The organism is Streptomyces yokosukanensis (genome assembly GCF_001514035.1).
In the GTDB taxonomy this organism is placed as follows: Bacteria; Actinomycetota; Actinomycetes; order Streptomycetales; family Streptomycetaceae; genus Streptomyces; species Streptomyces yokosukanensis.
Map to the genome: position 1 here is coordinate 134,024 of NZ_KQ948222.1, position 16,533 is coordinate 150,556.

The 16,533-nt window shown below is 67.0% G+C and carries 15 protein-coding genes, 1 tRNA gene and 1 pseudogene; 6 read left to right on the plus strand and 11 right to left on the minus strand.

Going from position 1 to position 16,533, the window contains the following annotated elements:
* Positions 1–280: 280 nt before the first annotated feature.
* Positions 281–850 (minus strand): DUF4232 domain-containing protein, encoded by a 570-nt coding sequence (locus AQI95_RS34295; protein WP_067133191.1) that lies wholly within the window; start codon positions 848–850, stop codon positions 281–283.
* 552 nt (positions 851–1,402) lie between these two features.
* On the opposite strand from AQI95_RS34295, the gene AQI95_RS34300 reads away from it, so the two are divergent.
* The 4 genes from AQI95_RS34300 to AQI95_RS34315 all read left to right on the plus strand — a co-directional run bounded on the left by AQI95_RS34300 (position 1,403) and on the right by AQI95_RS34315 (position 4,875).
* Positions 1,403–1,681 carry a polyprenyl synthetase gene (locus AQI95_RS34300; RefSeq protein WP_067133369.1) on the plus strand — a complete coding sequence of 93 codons (279 nt, stop codon included), beginning with the start codon at positions 1,403–1,405 and terminating at the stop codon, positions 1,679–1,681.
* Positions 1,671–2,726, plus strand: a complete 1,056-nt coding sequence (locus AQI95_RS34305; RefSeq protein ID WP_067133366.1) for a polyprenyl synthetase family protein — start codon at positions 1,671–1,673, stop codon at positions 2,724–2,726. The genes AQI95_RS34300 and AQI95_RS34305 overlap by 11 nt, the downstream gene beginning before the upstream one ends.
* 147 nt (positions 2,727–2,873) lie before the next feature.
* Positions 2,874–4,037, plus strand: coding sequence for an oxygenase MpaB family protein (locus tag AQI95_RS34310; RefSeq protein WP_067133194.1), 1,164 nt, complete (start codon positions 2,874–2,876; stop codon positions 4,035–4,037).
* Positions 4,038–4,131: 94 nt separating this feature from the next.
* A complete protein-coding gene (locus tag AQI95_RS34315) occupies positions 4,132–4,875 on the plus strand; it encodes a hypothetical protein (RefSeq protein ID WP_067133197.1) in 744 nt (247 codons plus the stop codon).
* Between the two features lie 157 nt (positions 4,876–5,032).
* On the opposite strand, the pseudogene AQI95_RS34320 reads toward AQI95_RS34315, so the two are convergent.
* Positions 5,033–5,341: pseudogene (locus AQI95_RS34320) on the minus strand (AI-2E family transporter); the annotation flags it as partial.
* Positions 5,342–5,365: 24 nt separating this feature from the next.
* Between AQI95_RS34320 and AQI95_RS34325 the strand changes: the two are divergent.
* A complete protein-coding gene (locus tag AQI95_RS34325) occupies positions 5,366–6,997 on the plus strand; it encodes a recombinase family protein (protein WP_067133203.1) in 1,632 nt (543 codons plus the stop codon).
* Between the two features lie 204 nt (positions 6,998–7,201).
* On the opposite strand, the gene AQI95_RS34330 is transcribed toward AQI95_RS34325, so the two are convergent.
* The 5 genes from AQI95_RS34330 to AQI95_RS34350 all read right to left on the minus strand — a co-directional run bounded on the left by AQI95_RS34330 (position 7,202) and on the right by AQI95_RS34350 (position 11,080).
* Positions 7,202–8,641, minus strand: coding sequence for a replication initiator (locus AQI95_RS34330; RefSeq protein WP_244188931.1), 1,440 nt, complete (start codon positions 8,639–8,641; stop codon positions 7,202–7,204).
* Positions 8,642–8,710: 69 nt separating this feature from the next.
* A complete protein-coding gene (locus AQI95_RS34335) occupies positions 8,711–8,902 on the minus strand; it encodes a hypothetical protein (protein ID WP_067133210.1) in 192 nt (63 codons plus the stop codon).
* The gene (locus AQI95_RS34340) at positions 8,899–10,236 is read right to left on the minus strand and encodes an FtsK/SpoIIIE domain-containing protein (RefSeq protein WP_067133213.1); all 1,338 of its coding nucleotides are present in this window, start codon (positions 10,234–10,236) and stop codon (positions 8,899–8,901) included. The genes AQI95_RS34335 and AQI95_RS34340 overlap by 4 nt, the downstream gene beginning before the upstream one ends.
* Positions 10,236–10,691 (minus strand): hypothetical protein, encoded by a 456-nt coding sequence (locus tag AQI95_RS34345; RefSeq protein WP_067133216.1) that lies wholly within the window; start codon positions 10,689–10,691, stop codon positions 10,236–10,238. Before AQI95_RS34345 ends, AQI95_RS34340 begins: the two co-directional genes overlap by 1 nt.
* Positions 10,691–11,080 carry a hypothetical protein gene (locus AQI95_RS34350; protein ID WP_079071700.1) on the minus strand — a complete coding sequence of 130 codons (390 nt, stop codon included), beginning with the start codon at positions 11,078–11,080 and terminating at the stop codon, positions 10,691–10,693. Before AQI95_RS34350 ends, AQI95_RS34345 begins: the two co-directional genes overlap by 1 nt.
* 251 nt (positions 11,081–11,331) lie before the next feature.
* On the opposite strand from AQI95_RS34350, the gene AQI95_RS34355 reads away from it, so the two are divergent.
* A complete protein-coding gene (locus tag AQI95_RS34355; protein ID WP_067133221.1) occupies positions 11,332–12,135 on the plus strand; it encodes a GntR family transcriptional regulator in 804 nt (267 codons plus the stop codon).
* 1,240 nt (positions 12,136–13,375) lie between these two features.
* Here the strand turns inward: AQI95_RS34355 and AQI95_RS34360 are convergent.
* The 4 genes from AQI95_RS34360 to AQI95_RS47535 form a co-directional block, all read right to left on the minus strand.
* Positions 13,376–13,756, minus strand: a complete 381-nt coding sequence (locus tag AQI95_RS34360) for an SH3 domain-containing protein (RefSeq protein WP_067133224.1) — start codon at positions 13,754–13,756, stop codon at positions 13,376–13,378.
* Positions 13,757–13,977: 221 nt separating this feature from the next.
* Positions 13,978–15,108, minus strand: coding sequence for a methyltransferase domain-containing protein (locus tag AQI95_RS34365; protein WP_067133227.1), 1,131 nt, complete (start codon positions 15,106–15,108; stop codon positions 13,978–13,980).
* A gap of 12 nt (positions 15,109–15,120) precedes the next feature.
* Positions 15,121–16,065 carry a radical SAM protein gene (locus tag AQI95_RS34370; protein ID WP_067133230.1) on the minus strand — a complete coding sequence of 315 codons (945 nt, stop codon included), beginning with the start codon at positions 16,063–16,065 and terminating at the stop codon, positions 15,121–15,123.
* A gap of 84 nt (positions 16,066–16,149) precedes the next feature.
* A tRNA-OTHER gene (locus AQI95_RS47535) sits at positions 16,150–16,240 on the minus strand.
* Between the last annotated feature and the right edge of the window lie 293 nt (positions 16,241–16,533).

Below are 16,533 nucleotides of genomic sequence, written 5' to 3' on the forward strand. Positions count from 1 at the left end.
GAGCCTCCATGAGAATGGATGTTCGATTTTTGTGTCAAGCAGACCGCGGGGACGACGGCCGGTCTCCTGTGTCCCGTGCCACTGGATCTTGACCGTTTGCCATCGGACTTTGACGGACGCGAGTTTGCGTCATCGGAGTTTGATCACCGCAGGTCAGCGACTCAGCGCACCGAAGGTACGCTGAGTCGCTGACCTGTACTTATGTGCAGTGCCTCGTAAACGTGCAGGTCAGAGCGTTGCGATCGTCGTGCAGGCTGCTCGATTTGTGGGGACGGTGGGGTCAGGAAGGCTTGACCGCCGAGACCGGGGTGACGGTCACCTTGTTGTCGCACTCGGCCCACACCCCGTCGTTCAGGGCGACCTGGTGCTTCCCGGAATGCGGCAGCCCGATGACCATCGTCGGATACGTCACCGGGTCCTTGCCCGACACGCAGTAGCCGTCGCCCTCCCCCTGGACCTGGACGAAGGTCAGCTTCACCCACGCCTTGCCGTGCGGCCGGACCGTCACGGTGGCCGCCCTGCCGGTGGGGGTGACCTTGAGCGGGGTGTTGTGGGCGGGGGAGCCGTTGCCGGCGCCCGCGACCGTCGGATGGCCCTTCAGGACGCACGTCCTCCGGGAGACGTTGGTGAACTGCACGACCGCCGCCCCGGTCCCGGTCCCGACGGGCCGGTGGACGGCCTGCCAGGCGCTGACCTGGAGGGCGGAGGCCGGGCAGGCGGGCGGCGGGGTGGAGGCGGTGGTGCTCGCCGCCATGGCGGTGCCGGGCAGGATGCCGGTCACCGCCGCCGCGACGGCCGTGACCGCCGTCGTCGCCAGAGCCGCCCTGCGAATGCCGTTGCTGTGCCGCATGCTGTCGTCCCCCTGAGTCGTCTCGTCCGCGGGTTTCGGTCGTCGGTTGTTGCCCCGCGGTACGCGTGGTCGTGGTACGTGAGTGCAGACAGGCGGCAGAGCGGCAGGGTTCCGTGCGGCGACTACTTGTGACGGAACGGTGACGACAGGCTGCACCCGTGCAGATGGCCGTCAGGGCAGACAGAAGCACCTCCAGCGCGCCACGGGTTTCACCACGCCCTCGGCGCGCACCGAAGATGCGCTGAGTCGCTGACCTGCGGTGATCAAACTCCGATGACACAAACTCGCGTCCGTCAAAGTCCGATGGCAAACGGTCAAGATCCAGTGGCACGGGACATCCTGGACGCAGACGGCGTGGGGCCCCACGCCCGGGCCGGGAACCGCACGACCTGGCGAACCGGTCACCCGATGGTGCGCCCGGCGACGATTCCGCCCCGTCCGCGCGCTCCGGGCCGCCATGCTCATGTAAGGACGGTGCGTGATCGTCACCGCCCGGGGGTGCCCGCGGGGAGCCGGGCGTGCTGGTGGGGAGAGGGCATGACACACGAAGGCATGGCGGAGGGAGCAGGCCGCCGTGGCGGCCTGGACGAGCAGGCCGTACTGCTGGTGGCGGGAGTGGCGGATCTGGCGGTGAGCACCCTGGGTTCGGCCCTGACGACCGTACGGGGACTGCTGCGCCGCTCGGACACCGCCGACCTGGCGTCGGCGGCCGAGCAGGACCTGATGGCCCGGGGCCGGCTGGCACTGGACCGGTGTGCGACCGTGCCCCCGGCCCATCTGGAGATCCTCGCCCGGGCCGCGCTCGCCCGCCGGGGTGCCGATGGCGGCTGAGCGTTGGGACGCGGCCGTGTTCCGGCGCCGCATCGACCAGGTGCTGCACGATTTCGTCGCCCGGGAGGCCGATCTGCTGGCCGAGGTGGATCCGGCACTGGGACCGGTGGCCGATCAGCTGGAGTCGGCGGTCGCGGACGGCAAACGGTTGCGGGCGGCGTTCTGCTACTGGGGCTGGCGCGCGGCCGGCCAGCCGGACAGCGACGCGCTGCTGCGGGCCGCGGCCTCCATGGAGCTGGTGCACGCCGCCGCGGTCGTCCACGACGACCTGATCGACGACAGCCCGCTGCGGCATGGCCGCCCCACCGCCCATCTGGCGCTGCGCGACGCCGTGTCCGGGCATCCGCGTCCCGGCGCCGCCGCGCGGTCGCTGGCGATGCTGGTCGGGGATCTGCTGATGTCGCTGGCGGGGCAGTTGTTCGCCACCTGCGGTCTGCCCGCCGCGTATCTGGCCCGTGCCCGCCCGCTGTGGTCGCTGCTGGCCCGGGAGCTGATCGCGGGCGAGTGCCTGGAGATCCTGCACACCGGGGCGGTCCCGGACACCACGGCGTCGCTGAAGGTGATCCGGTACAAGACCGCCAAGTACACCGTCGAGCAGCCCCTGTTGATCGGCGGCACCCTGGCCGGGGCCGGTGAGCGGCTGCGGTCGGGCTACTCCGCGTACGGCCTGCCGCTCGGCGAGGCCTTCCAGCTCCGCGACGACCTGCTCGGTCTCTTCGGGGACCCGAGACGCACGGGCAAGGCCGACACGGACGACGTACGCGGCCGTCGCCCCACCGCGCTGCTGGCGGAGACCTGGCGCATCGCCGGCGCGGACGAGCGGGAGCGGCTGCGGGCCCTGCTGGGCGAGGACGAGCCGGACCGGCCGGACCTGGACGCCGTACGGGAGGTGATGCGTCGGGTCGGGGCTCCGGACCGCGTCGAAGACATGATCTCCGCACGCGTGGCGGAGGCGCTCGAGGCGCTCCACGACCTGGACGTGTCCGCGCCCGCCGCCGACGCCCTGGCCGCACTGGCACACGCGGCGACGGTACGGCCCTTCTGACCGCACCGCGCGGATGTCCGCACCGCCCGGATGTCCGCACCGCGCGGGCCCCCGCCACCGTCCACCCCGCCACCCCGCCATCCCGTCCACGACCCGAGCCCGATACGTGCTGGACCCCGTGACCGCCTGGACAAGGAGCCCCCTGCCATGACCTTCACCGAGGCATCGATGGACGCCCTGCGGGAGGCCGGCGACGAACTCGCCGACGCCACCGTCGCCACGCTCTTCGAGCGCGGGGAGGTCGGCGTCTTCAACACCCTGATGCGGTACGTCTCCACGGCCGGCGCTCCGCTGCCGGAGGGCCTGCCCGACGTGGCCCGCGAGTACCTGAGGGAGACGAGTGTCCCGCCGTCCTGGGTGGACTGGGGCGAGATGGAGAAGGCGCGCCTGTTCTTCATCGACAACAACGTGCACATCTCCACGGCGTTGTCCTTCGCCTCCATGCCCGCCTGTTACGTGGTCCCGCATGTGGCGAAGCTGCTGTCGGCCACGCACTCGCTGCAGTACCCCTCCAAGCGCATGGCGGAGACCGGCCAGTTCACCGTCTATCTGATGCAGCCCGACGCCTTCGAGGCCGGCGGCCGCTTCGTCCCCGCCGCCCAGAAGGTCCGCCTGCTGCACGCGTCCATCCGCCACCACCTGGGGCGCGAGGGCCGCTGGGACACGGCGGCCCTCGGCACGCCGATCTGCCAGGAGGACATGATCGGCGGGCAGATGCTGTTCTCGCTGCTCGTCCTCGACAGCCTGCACCGGCTGGGCATCCACATGACCACGGAGGGAGCGGAGGCCTACTACTACGCCTGGCGGGTGGTCGGCGCCATGCTCGGCGTCGACCAGGAGGCCGTACCGCAGACCCTCGAGGAGGCTCGGAGCTTCCTCGACCTGTACATGGTGCGTCACATGGGCCCCTCGGAGGAGGGCGCGGAGCTGACGCGGCAGCTCATCGACCTCTACGAGGAGGTCGTGCCCGGCACTCTCTTCGATCCGATCGTCTCCGCTCTCGTGCGTCATCTGATCGGCGACACGTGCGCCGACTGGCTTCAGGTGCCCCGTACCCGCTGGGACACCCTGGTCAAGGCCGTCCCGCACCTGCTCGGGGTGCTGGAGACCATCGAGGACCGCTCCCCGTTCGGCGCTTGGGCCCTGGACCGGCTCGGCCACCTCACGACGGTCTTCGAGCTGTCGTCCCTGACCCGGGGACGCGTGATGCACTACGCGATCCCCGAGCAGCTCAAGAAGGACTACGGCGTCACCGGCACCGTGCCCCGCACCAGGCGCTGGACCCCACCCTCCGCCACGCTCTCCCGGTAGTCCCGGGCAGGGCTGCCGTTACTCCCCATGGCGTACGGCGGGTGCCTTCGGCCGGACGACGACCGCGGGGGCCGCTCCCCGGGAGCCTTGGCCCATGGAGAATCCGCGCGTCGTCGACCGCCTCTGTCATACGACCGGGCTGCTGCTCGTCCTGTCCGGTCTCGTGCACCTGGGGGTGTTCGCGGTCGACGGCGGCCCCTGGGACGGCCCCGTCTCCTGGCGCAAGCCCATCACCTTCGGACTCTCCTTCGGGCTGACCCTGATCGCGCTCACCTGGGTCACGTCGTACCTGCGCACCGGCCCGCGGCTGCGCTCGACGCTGCTGCTCGTCCTCGCCGCCGACTGCGTGGTGGAGGTCGGCGGGATCACCCTCCAGGCGTGGCGCAGGGTGCCGTCGCACCTGAACATGGAGACCCCCTTCGACACGGCTGTGTCCATGACGCTCGCGGTCGGCGGTGGTGTCCTGGTCGTCCTGCTCACGCTCTTCGCCGTCGCCTCCTTCCGGCACCGGCCGACCGGTCCTACCGGTATGGCGCTCGCGGTCCGCTCCGGGTTCGCGATCCTGCTGGTCGCGCTGGCCTCGGGGGCAGCGATGATCGCGCGCGGGGTCGTGCTGACCAGGACCGGCCACCAGGAGGCCGCCTACCACTCGACGGCCCCGCTCAAGCCGCTGCACGGTGTGAGCCTGCACGCCGTGCTCGTCCTGCCCGCGCTGGCCCGGCTGCTGTCCCGATCACCCTGGGACGAACGGACCCGCCGACGGATCGTGGCCACGGCGGTCGGCTGTTACGCGGCGGCCGTCGCGGGCGCGGGGGTGTGGGCGGTACTGACGTACTGAATGTGGGCGGTGCTGATGCACGGAAGACGGGCAGTGCTCACGTACTGAAGACGGGCACGGCAGAGGCGACGGGCAGGAGAGCCAGGCGCGACGGACCAGCACGGCGGGACCGAACCGGGCGACACCGGCCGCCGCGCCCTGGTGACCGGCACCTGCCCTACGACGACTCCTCCGGCTCCGGCCGCGGGACCCTCGGCCCGCGTATGCGCGCCAGCAGCCCGGGGCCACCCGACCCCCGGCTGCGATGCCCGTGCACCCTGGGGTCGTCCGTGACGGCGTACCGCTTCACGTACGCCCCCAGGAAGGCCTGCAAGGTGGCCACCGCCGGGATGGCGATCAGCGCGCCGACCGCGCCCAGCAGCGCGGTGCCGACGATGACCGAACCGAAGGCCACCGCGGGGTGGATGTCGACCGACTTCGCCGTCAGCTTGGGCTGGAGCATGTAGTTCTCGAACTGCTGCCAGAGTGAAAGGCTGCTTAACTACCCCGCATGGCTTCTGACGCACCGACAACACTCGAACCGAACAGGTCCAGTTGGGCACCTGCCGAACTGGCGGAGCTGGACCGTTGGCGGGAGATACAGGCCGCCCTGCCCAGCGACGCACCCCGAGGGCTCATCTCAGTCCGCTTGTCCGTCTTCACGGACGAGACGACATCCCCCATACGACAGGAACTAGACCTCTGGGCCCTGGCGACCCAGAAGGGCGTCAGGGTTGTGGGAGTCGCATCCGACTTGAACCAGTCGGCCACCAAGATTCCGCCGTGGAAGCGGAAGGTTCTCGGGTATTGGCTTCACGAGAAAGCTCCCGAGTTCGACGTAATTCTCTTCTGGAAGCTGGACCGCTTCATCCGCCGCATCTATGACCTTCACCTGATGATTGAATGGTGTAAGGACTTCGGCAAAAACATGATCTCCAAGATTGAAGAGCTGGACTTTAAGTCCACCTTCGGTCAAATGATGGTGACCATGATTGCCGGCATGGCGAGGATTGAGGCCGAGAACCTCGGAATCCGACTCACCTCCCTATGGCAATACGCCCGCACTACGGAAAGGTGGGTTGTCGGTAATCCGGTGTTCGGCTACCACACAGTGAAGGACTCGAAGACCAAGGAAGTATCTCTAGCCATCACCCCAGACAGGGCCCTAATGCTTCGGTGGGCACGACTTATGCGAGTAAAGAGAAAGAGGTCTTACGGGTTCATCTGCAAGACACTGAACCTAGCCGGATTCCGAACAGCGCAAGGAAAACTGTGGAGGGTTACCAGTCTAGTTCGCATCATGAGGAACCCTGCCCTCACGGGCGTGAGGGTCATCTCTGATGGAAAACCCGGTCGCTACAACCCGCCTCGGATCTTCTATGGGGCCGATGGTAACCCTGTACAGGTGGCCGAACCCATCTATACGGAACTTGAGTACACGGAGCTTATTGAGTTCGACATGACCAAGACACAGGTACATCCGCCAAAGCAAAAGAAGTCCACGAGCTTCTTGGATGTAATCAAGTGCGGCTACTGCAAGGGAAACATGATCTACCAAGCGAACAAGAGGAAGCTCAAGAATGGAGAAGAGAGGATCAATGAGTACGTCCGTTGCTTCTCCACAGTAAGCAAGCCATGCGACCACAGGCCATCGGCCAAGCCAGACGACGCATACGGCTCGCTCGTACAAGCGGTCTTGGACGAGATCGGCGACTACGAGGTGATTGAGCGGGTCTACCACAAGGGAGAGGAAACGACTAAGCGCCGGAAAAAACTGGAAGAGTCGATCCAGTTCTACGTGGCCGGCCTGGCCCCTAGTGGACAGTTCGCGGTTGGTGGCTTCCTTCAAAAGACGGCAGAAGAGGCACTACAGAAGCACAACGCGGAGTTGTCGGGACTGCCAGAGGAAGCGTCTACAGACAGATGGAGCTACAAAAAACTCGAAGGCACGTACCGCCAACGCTGGCTCATGGGTGACACAGAATGCATGGAGGAAGATCTTAAGCGCGGCGGAATTCAGTTCCTGGTCTATGACGACCTTGCGAAGCTGGTGATCCCGGACGACGTGCAGAAGAGGTTGGTCCTACGCGATGACTATTTCTCCGAAGGTCGACTTCGGGACAAGGTAACCACAGCAGTGTGAGCACACAAAACCCCCGCTACCCCTTCCCCCCAGGGATGGCGGGGGTCGAGCCTTACAATCACTTTTGCGTATAGGAGGGCTGCGAGGTCCGTAAACCTTGTCCCGCACAACGGTCTCATTACCCGCCGCATCGACGCGAACAGTAATCACACGCATGAAACCTCCCCCCCAGAGAATCGAACGAGTAATTCCCAGCCGAATTCTTTACAGGACGTATTTCCATCCCTCGGCGATCATTTCTCGTCTAATTTCTCGTTGGTTCGCTAGGTCTTCGGCTATGCCGTATGCAATGTCTGCTTCTGCCGGCGAGTGTCCTGAGCCGACATAGCGCCAGGCTGATTCCGTGGCGGTCTCTCGGTCCTCCAGCGCGAGCAGGCCGCCGCCCTGGTATTCCGCCCGCACCGCGCGGAGCGTTCCGTAAGTGGTGGAGTACTGGCGTGATTTGGTGAGCACGTGACCCCGGTAGCCGAGCGTGTGAGCCCAGGCCCGCAGGTTCAGCGCCTCCAGCTCTGGCATGGCGCCCAGGCGCCAGCAGGTGACCATGATTGCTCGCAGGTGGATATTCACGGGGGCAAGGCGGATGCTGTCAAAGTCCTGTATCCGGTAGTCGATACCGCCCGAGTCACCGACGCTTTTGGACACATATTTGGCGACGTAGGCCGCAACCGCGCTGTCGGTCACCGCCGATTCTGTGAATGCGTCGCTGCGAATCGGGTGTACGTCGAGTTGTTCGCCCCACTTGATGACCCGCTCACCGGTCGCAGGGGAATACGGGGTGTGTACCTCAACTTGGACCGCAGCCGACCGCACAGCATCTGACAGTAGGTCAGTTGTAGCCCACAAGGGCGGAGGTGAAGAGGGACCGTCAGGCCCGTCGAGCCGGATAACCGCATGGAAGTGAACGGCACCCCGCTTCTGATATTCGGCGACCTTGGCAAAAGAGAGGGTCAGGTGTTCCCGCAGACGGGTTTGTGTAATTTCAGCAGCTGTTGCCAAATGCCGCCTGAGCATGTGGCAATAGCGGTTCCACAGCCTTCCGGCCGAGGCATGCCAGAGGACGTGTCCGGCGTAGTCGTAACAGTCCCGGCACAGGGGTTGGCCCACCATCGGATCGGTATCCGCGTGCCGTTGGCCGCACCCGGAGGGCCGCCCGTGTTCGCAGACTCCGCCGCCCCGACGAGGACGGCACACCCCGCCGTCGCGTGCACGGTGAACTGCGCCGAAGGAAGGGGCGGTCAGGGTGACGAAGAGCCGGGGGTGGCGCCGGACGTCGTCCGTGACGCCCTTACCGCCGAGCAGGCCGGAGCGGACCAGTTGGAACGTGTCGCCCGCGTGCAGGTAGGAACAGGGCTCGCAGCGCGTCTCGCGCCGGTTGCGGCAGCGCACCGGCATCCGGCCGCCGGGTTCGTCGCTGGTGTCGTAGTGCCGCAGCACTTCCCCCGTGACCGCGTCTCGGATTGTGGTGTGACCGGCGAGGTAGATCGGGTGAGCGCACCCGCCAATGGACTTGATCTGGTCGAGCCAGCGCGCGTATCCGGGTTCGTGGACGAGCCGTATAAGGTCACGTTCGGTGGGAGAGAGAAGGCGCAGGCGCTCAGCCTCGTTGAGAACTGAGCGCCGCGCCTCATCTGATATCGGAAACACAGGAGGCCCCCTTTCGTGAGGAATAGGCGCGGCGTTCATGAATCAGCTCCGGCTCTTATTTCAGGGATGTCAGCCGAAAAATAGGCTTCCGAGGATCTTGACGACTTCCCATGCGGGGTACGAGAAGGGCGTTCCGGCCAGCAGGAATCCGAAGAGGGAAATCAGGGTTGCCTGATACCACTTGATTTCCCGTGACCGTGCGATCAAGACCACGTACAGGAACAGGAATGTGTCGATGACCCACATTTCGTTTTGCGTCATGCTGCTGCACCTCCTTTCTCGAAGGTCACGGGGTCGGGCTGTGTCAGGAACGGGTTGGCCGGGGGGTCGGTCCGGGCGATCTCGGTCACATCGGCGGTAGCGACGAGGTGGGAGCGGGCGCGCATCCACCGGCCGCCCATGGCGACCACTGCCACGCCCTGTTCGTCCTCGGTGATGTTCTGCGCGGTGATCACGGCGTCCGGGTTGATGTCGCCCAAGGTCATCTCGGCTGACGCCTCGTCATGTGCACGGTGCGCGACGCGTCCGCCGAGTTGAGCGCGCAGCGCGGTCACGCGGGGGCCGATGTCGGAGCCGACCCGTTGTCCGGCGATAACCAGGTGGACGCCGAGCGCCGCGCCGAGCTGGGCGACCCGCAGCAGCAGCGTTCCGCACTGCTCTGCCTCGTCCTTCGACTCCCGAGAGCCGTCGGTGAGATACAGCTCAGCCAGCTCGTCCACGATCACGACCAGGGGCACCGGCCGCAGATGTTCGGACAGGTCCCAGACGGACCGTTTGCCCGCCGCACGGCAGACCCGCATGCGCGCCTGAATCTCCTCGACCACATCGGCCAGGAGGCCGGCCGCCTGTGTCCGGTCGATGGCCAGCGCGGAGAACCGCCCGCTGAACAGGCCCAGTTCCATGCCGCCCTTGCAGTCGATGCCGACCAGGCCGACCGGCTGAGGAGCCAGCGCGAGCACCAGAGCGGCCAGCAACGACGACTTGCCGGACTGTGTGGCCCCCGTGATCAGCCAGTGCGGTATGCGCCGCAGGTCGATCACCCACGAGTCGCCGTCCTCGATCCGGCCCACGTCCGCCGACAGCAGCGCCTCAGCTGGCGCACGGACAGGGGGGACGTCACCGGTCAGTGGATCAAGTGCCGTGACGTGGATGAGCACCTGGCCCCGGCGAGGGGAGGTGACCCGCACCCCGTGCACATGCCAGGCGTGTTCCATGGCGCGGGCCGCCGTGAAGTACGGCGCCGGAGTCTGCCCAGGATGCAGCAGCACCCGCAGCGTCAGCCCGTTCTTCGTCGGTGCTGGCCAGGACAGCCGAGGAGGCTTGGGTCGCAGCGCCTGCCCCTGCACCACGAGATCACGGCCGATCACCCTGCGGTCCGGCGACGTGCTCACCGACAACCCGTTGAGATGCGCCAGGCGCCGCCAGGTCGAGAAGATCCGCAGCGTGGTTCCGGGGTAGCCGACCAGCCACCACCGCCACGGCCACCGCCTCACCGGGATCCCCCGTGCCGCAAGACGCGGTTCCCACCAGCGCTGTGTCAGCACGCCGACCAGGAGCAGCGCCGTCAGGACCCAGACCACGAGAGAGGCAGGCATCAGCCGTCCCCTTCCTTGGTCCGCGCCAGTACGAGCCGGGCGCGCATCATGGCCGTCTCGGCATGACGAGCCGTCAGACCGAGGAGGAACCGAAGGGTGGAGATGTCGTCGGACGTGGCCAACAACGCCTCCGCACCGGCCAGCGCCCGAAGGTCCCGCAGCAGCGAGCCGAAATGCCCGTCGACGCAGAACACGCCGTTCTCACAGTCCGCAACGTCTCCGCCGTCCGCGTCCTCAGCGCCGACCGCTGCCCGCATCTCCTTGGCCATGCGGGCAGCCTCGTCAGCGATCACGGCCGCGCATGGGTCCTTGCACGCGAACACCTGTGACTCATCCGCAGGCGACCGCCCCACCGGAACGGATGCGATCTTGTTGTTGAGGAAGTCTGCGTTGCACACCACGCAGGCCATGCCGTCCGCCTGCTGGGCGTTCAGGTGCCAGAAATAGCGCTCCATCAGGCGTCACCACCCGCCGACTTCCCGCGCGGAGCAGCCGCCGGAGCAGCCGGCGCGGAGCCAGGGACCGAGCCCTGCACGGGGGTGATGGCATCGGCCCGGTAGGTCGTCCCGGACCGGCCCTCAAACGCCCAGTCGTTGGCCCACAGGTTCGTGACCTTGACCTCACCGCCCTCCGTGAGGCCTTGCGGCTGACCGCTGGTGGTCACGTCGATCGTGTCGACCCTGCGCCCCTCCGGCTGTCGCACGGACAGGGACGTGATCCACAGCGGGTTGCCCTCACGGTCTCGACGCTGCTCGCCCTCCTGCGTCGTGCGCGGTTCCGGAGCGATCTCCACACGGAGCCGCCCCAGCCGGTTGACGTCAATCGGCTTGTTGTCCAAAGGCATCGAAAGTTCACCTCTCTCACTACCAGCCCAGCCACTTATCCGGATGAGTTGGACGACCATCCTGACTCGCCGCCGGAGCGGGGTCAACCACTTATCCGGATGGGTGGGGTGGGGGTGTGCGGCAGAGGGGCAACCACTTATCCTCATGAGTGCGCGTATACCACGCACCGCTGACACGGACCACTGACCAGCAACTCCGACCGAATCCCGTCCGGATGCCCACACCCCCGACCCGAGAAGGACACCGAGCCATGGCAGCCCGAGAGCACATCGAACGCGCCCCGTCCATGTACTTGCAGGTAGCTCAGCGCATGGCCACCGACATCAAACGAGGCCGCTACCAAGCCGGCGATCTCCTGCCGTCCGAGACGGAAATGGTGAACATGTACGGCATCGGCAAGCACACCGCCCGTGCGGCCGTCGCCGAACTGCGCCGCATGGGACTGGTTGAATCACAGCAGGGCAAAGGCAGCATCGTCCTTCCCTCCGGGGGAGTCCTGCCGGCCACCCGTGTGGACCGGTCCATCGAGCGCACCACCAAGGGCAGTTGGCGCCTACCCGACATGGCGGAGACCGAGCCGCCCGCCGTCACCAGGACCGCGCTGGACGGCCCCCCGGCACTGCTGTTGGACCAGCAGGACCAGGACGCCATCAGCGTGGACCGCATGCTTCACGATCGAAAGACCGGCGCCCGCATGGCCCATCGCGTCCTCATCCCGTTTGCCACCGCCGCCGACGTGCCCACTTTGGCCGAGCAGCCAGACGCCGAGATCACCGACCTGTACCGGCAGCTTGCCGAAGCCGGACTGACCCTGTCGTTCACCGAGCACGTCACCGCCCGCGCCCCCTACCCCGACGAGCGGACCGCACTCGGACTCAGCGACGCCAGCCCCCTCCTGATCACCTACCGCGTGACCACCGACACGGACCAGGACCGCCCGTTGCTGTGCGAGGAGCTGAAGGCCCCCGCTGCCACATGCCAGCTCACCTACCCCGTGACCCCGACCAAGCCGGCCGCCAAGCGCGCCGCCCGCCGCCGACCCGAATCGGCGTAACTTCTCTTTACTTGCTCAAGGGCGCGCCGTCGGCGCGCCGGGCGGCCCTGCCGCCTCGGCCGGGCGTGCGGCCTTCGGCCGGTCCCGTCCGGTCGGCAGCCGCCCGACACCCCCGGCCACCCCGATCGAGCAGAGAAGCCCCCCGCGAAATCGTCGCAGGGGGCTCAGTCGTCTGCTCTGTCGACCACCGGGAAGGCGAGCCGCACAATCGGTGAAGCCTGCACTCCCCCATCACGGGCGCCAACTCGACCCGTTCACAAGCGGGTTCACCAAGGAGGCCAACGCCGCTCACCGAGGCACACAGCACCGTGACGAACGTGGTTGCGGACGGTGGTACCAGGGGCGCTACAGCGCACCCCTGGACCCCGCCCACGCGTGGCAACCTCACGCGCGAAGAGGTTTCATCGTGGTCCAGATCCGCGCGCGCGTGAGGTCACCACGCACGTAGCCTCAACTTGCTGCCGTCGTGAGGTGCTGCAACCGGAGACCCGCAATCAGCCAGCGCCAGCACGCCGAGACAGCCATACCCGCTAGTTCCGGCAGGTCCGCGCGTGCCGCTCAGCGGCGAACCGTGCAGGACCCGCACCCGTGATCAGGATCGGTCGTCGGCACCCTTCGCACCGTATGAACTCCCCGCGCCGATCCGTCTCTATCCACACGCGCGAACCCGCCGCCGTACGCCAGTCATCCCGCCTCATCCCGTCTTCCCTTCCCTCTCGTTCCAGCGCTCGCGCGAGCAAGCGGGCACCCTCCGGACACAGCCACACCACCGGCTCACCGTTCGGCCCCGCGTGAGGCACCGCCCGCACCGTCCGCGCGACCATGCCCAGCTCATCTAGCCTGCCGTTCAGGTCCCGAGCCGCCTCGTCCGCCGCACGCCAGCCTGACAGGTAGTCAACTCCCGGCACGAACACACCATCGTCAGGGCCGCCGTACCCCTCCCCCGGAGCGTTCACCATCGCACACCTTTCCGGCCCCCTCGCCGCCGTCATTCCTACCGGAGGCCGCCCCGTTCGAGATCGAACACAGTTCCGAAATAGGCCAGCAGCCTATGCCGCTGCTCACTGCGATCAAACGGCTACACGCCGTCAAAATGTAAAACCTCTTTAAACAACACGCAGTCCGCACACTCCTGCCACTTCTTCAGCACAAGCGACGCGGAAACACAGGGGTGGCCCCCTCCCTGCCATCGGGGCAGAGAGGGAGCCACCCGTTCACTTCAATCCTCCGCAGCAGAGACTCAGTACAGGTATTCCTCCGTGACCCACCCGACGTAGCCACCCGGCAAGCCACCCGCCGAAGCGGACTGCAACATCACCTCGTCCCACACCTGCCCCGTGTCGTCATAGGAAGAGGTGATCACCTGCACCGGCTCACCCTCGTAGATCAGGCCGAGTATCGCCCGGTCCGTTCCCGGACCCGTACGCACCCGCAGCCCGTCCACCGTCGCCGACTTGAACACCGACCGGTCCGCCGGATACGACGCACCAGCCCCGCCGGAGCCACTCGACGAATACCCCGGATCCGCCGGCATGGCCGATGCCGCCGAGACGCCCACCAGCCCGACACCGGCCACCAGCGCGCCCGACACCACCAGCGCCCGCAGTGCCTTACGTCCCATGATCGAAATCCCTTCGATTCAGAAGAGGACGAGCAGCCGCCAGCATGCCTCAAGCTAGCCACTCATCCGGATGAGTGGCTAGCATCCACTGCCAGCTCCAGTACGGTCAACCACTTATTCGGATGAGTTACTGGTCGAGGCGATGAGCAACTGGCGCACAGGCACGACAAAGCCCCGCCAGTGCGCACCGCAGTGCACACAAGCGGGGCATGGCGGTCAGGTCACAGGGTTGCCTTCCATTCACCGCGCGACAGAGTGGCCACGCCGTCCGGATCGATCCGGACCCGAGCCCCGTACACAGGCAATCCGCCCTCGGTGTTCAGTCGATTGCGGATGCGCTCCAGCTCGGCCCACAGCCGCCGTGGGCCGCCCTGGTGCACGGTGGGTGCGTCGGTCCAGCGGCCCGCCGCGCGAGCCCAGGACCCATCGGAGTGGACCATCCATGCCGTACGGCGCCGGCCTGGACCTTCCTCGAATCGATGTTCGATTCCGGGTGCGATGACGCTGAGCATCGACCACACGTCCCACGTCTCCTGGACGTCAAGCACGGGGTACCGGCCAGTAGTCACCTCGTCGCCCTCCCGGTCCCGGATCTCCTCGAACCGGTCGGCGAGACCGGCCGGATAGTCGGCGCCAGTCCGAGTGGCCATGAACGCTGCCCGATCCCACTCCACCTGGCCGACCGCTCCACCGTCGTCGGTCTTGTCGGCAGTGATGATCATCCCGGTTCCGGTGATCGTGGTAACGAGCCGTCCGCCCGGCCGCAGGGCGCACAGCCACGAAGCCGGTACGGGTCGCACGGACACTGTCGACACGATCCGGTCGTACTCACCGGGCAAGGGGCCGGTGATGTCGCAGACGGCCGTGTGCGGGTGCCGGCCCACGGCTCCGAGGCGGTCACTGGCCTTCTCCACAAGGCCCGGGTCAACATCCACACTCGTGACGTGCTTGTCCCCGAGACGCCTGCACAGGAGGTCAGTTCCGTACCCGGATCCGGTAGTGACCAACACGTCCACGTTGTCCGTGATCACTGCGTGCCGGTACAGGCCGATCACCAGACTGGGCAGCGTGCTGGACGATGTGGGCAGCCCCGAGCCGACTACGGCACCCGGCTCTGCGTCGTCCGCATGATGCGGTCCCACCCTCGTGAGGAGACTCCTGTTCGAGTACGCAGCCCGCATCCACGCTTCGGTGTCTGCAGGACCGTCGCGCAACTCCCACCCCTGGGCCCCACGAGCCCACCAGCGGGGCACAAACACATGCCGGGGCACGCTGGCAAGCGGTTCATACCAGCGTGATTCCGGACGGACGACATCGGCAGCCAGGCGCCGGGCGTGCGTCTCCCAATCCATCGGGTGTGCCTCCTAGTCGAACGAGGGTTCACAGGCCGGAGTCTCCGCCGGCGAACAGTCGGAGCTGTCGTTGTCAGGGTTGCAGGCCGTCAGCACACGGTCAGCGTCAGAGGAGGGCGTGCACGAGTCCTCTTTCGGTGTGCAGGTGTCCGGTGCACAGTTTCCCCGACTGCGCGGAATCGATGCCGCGACCTGCGCCCACTGCTGACCGGCGAACACCGCCTTCAACCCGGCTGTCTTCACGGAACCGGCGGGCAGGAATCGGCCCAGCACGCAGGGCGTCACGGTGCCGTCCGGGAGAACGGCGGCCTTGCCGTCCGCGCACCGCCCGCACAACTCCGACGTCGACGGGAGGAGCGTCTTCGCCGCGTTGCCGACTCCCCGCACCCTGTCCACGTGCACCTTGGCCACACCCAACGCGGCCATCTCAGCGCGGGCTTCCTCGGAGCGCTGGCCGTCGCGCATGTGGATCACGCCGACCTTCACGTGAATGCCCCGCCGTACGGCCTCGATGATGTTCGCGCGGGTGGAGTCGTGGGAACCCTTACGGCCCGTGATCCGGTCGTGCTCCTCGGCGTCGTCGGAGTAGTACGACGTCCCCAGGCTCACGTGCGGGTGAGAGAACAGCTTCCAGTGTTCTGTGCGTACCCGGTAGAGGTTGCTGAATACCTGGACCCGCAGACCGGCGTGAAGGGCGTACCGGACGAGGCTGGCGAACTCGGGGTGCAAGGTGGGTTCGCCGCCGATGAACTGGACGGTTTCCACGCCGATTGCGGAAGCCTCGTCGATGACGCGTCGCCAGTCCTCTCCTGTCATGCTGCCGTGTCCCTTGGCGGGCCCTGCCTCGGCGTAGCAGTGCGACGAGCACGTGAGCTGGCACCGCCTGGTGATCTCCAGCTCAAGGAACGTGATACCGCTGGACGCGGTGTTGGCCGGTGTTTCCAGTACAGCAGTCATGGTGTGCTGTCCTCCTGGCGATGGGGGGATGGCCCGCCCCGGGCCGCTCGACCTGTCCAGGTTTGAGGAACCCGGGTCGAGCAGTCCCCTTGCCCGGAATCGAACCGGGGTCTGCACCAGCGCCAAGCCACCTGGGCCGCGCTGAAGTGCTGCCTTCCCACTGAGCTACAAGGAGTTGTGCCCGTGTCCGGGGTCGGACCGGATATCAGCCGACGCGGCCGTTGATATTCGCGATTCGGCTGTGTCTCACGGGCGCTCTGTCGCGCACTCGCTGTTCCCCCGCCTGAGGATCGCCCAGCTCAGGGAAAGCGACAGAGAAGGTGGTGCCCGCCCTGACCGGAGTGCAGGGGAAAGGACTCATCCGGTCAGGGCGGGGGCTAGGTGGGGATCCGCAGACCCTTGCGGCGCTGAATGTGGAGCCTCGCCAGCGCCTGGAGCTGTCTCTGCTCCCGTTCCGTTGCCGGGCGG

What these genes read in the sequence shown, in the direction of transcription:
- AQI95_RS34295 (WP_067133191.1), bottom strand. Translation starts at nt 850, where the DNA reads ATGCGGCACAGCAACGGCATTCGCAGGGCGGCTCTGGCGACGACGGCG.
- AQI95_RS34300 (WP_067133369.1), top strand. Translation starts at nt 1,403, where the DNA reads ATGGCGGAGGGAGCAGGCCGCCGTGGCGGCCTGGACGAGCAGGCCGTA.
- AQI95_RS34305 (WP_067133366.1), top strand. Translation starts at nt 1,671, where the DNA reads ATGGCGGCTGAGCGTTGGGACGCGGCCGTGTTCCGGCGCCGCATCGAC.
- AQI95_RS34310 (WP_067133194.1), top strand. Translation starts at nt 2,874, where the DNA reads ATGACCTTCACCGAGGCATCGATGGACGCCCTGCGGGAGGCCGGCGAC.
- AQI95_RS34315 (WP_067133197.1), top strand. Translation starts at nt 4,132, where the DNA reads ATGGAGAATCCGCGCGTCGTCGACCGCCTCTGTCATACGACCGGGCTG.
- AQI95_RS34325 (WP_067133203.1), top strand. Translation starts at nt 5,366, where the DNA reads ATGGCTTCTGACGCACCGACAACACTCGAACCGAACAGGTCCAGTTGG.
- AQI95_RS34335 (WP_067133210.1), bottom strand. Translation starts at nt 8,902, where the DNA reads ATGACGCAAAACGAAATGTGGGTCATCGACACATTCCTGTTCCTGTAC.
- AQI95_RS34340 (WP_067133213.1), bottom strand. Translation starts at nt 10,236, where the DNA reads ATGCCTGCCTCTCTCGTGGTCTGGGTCCTGACGGCGCTGCTCCTGGTC.
- AQI95_RS34345 (WP_067133216.1), bottom strand. Translation starts at nt 10,691, where the DNA reads ATGGAGCGCTATTTCTGGCACCTGAACGCCCAGCAGGCGGACGGCATG.
- AQI95_RS34350 (WP_079071700.1), bottom strand. Translation starts at nt 11,080, where the DNA reads ATGCCTTTGGACAACAAGCCGATTGACGTCAACCGGCTGGGGCGGCTC.
- AQI95_RS34355 (WP_067133221.1), top strand. Translation starts at nt 11,332, where the DNA reads ATGGCAGCCCGAGAGCACATCGAACGCGCCCCGTCCATGTACTTGCAG.
- AQI95_RS34360 (WP_067133224.1), bottom strand. Translation starts at nt 13,756, where the DNA reads ATGGGACGTAAGGCACTGCGGGCGCTGGTGGTGTCGGGCGCGCTGGTG.
- AQI95_RS34365 (WP_067133227.1), bottom strand. Translation starts at nt 15,108, where the DNA reads ATGGATTGGGAGACGCACGCCCGGCGCCTGGCTGCCGATGTCGTCCGT.
- AQI95_RS34370 (WP_067133230.1), bottom strand. Translation starts at nt 16,065, where the DNA reads ATGACTGCTGTACTGGAAACACCGGCCAACACCGCGTCCAGCGGTATC.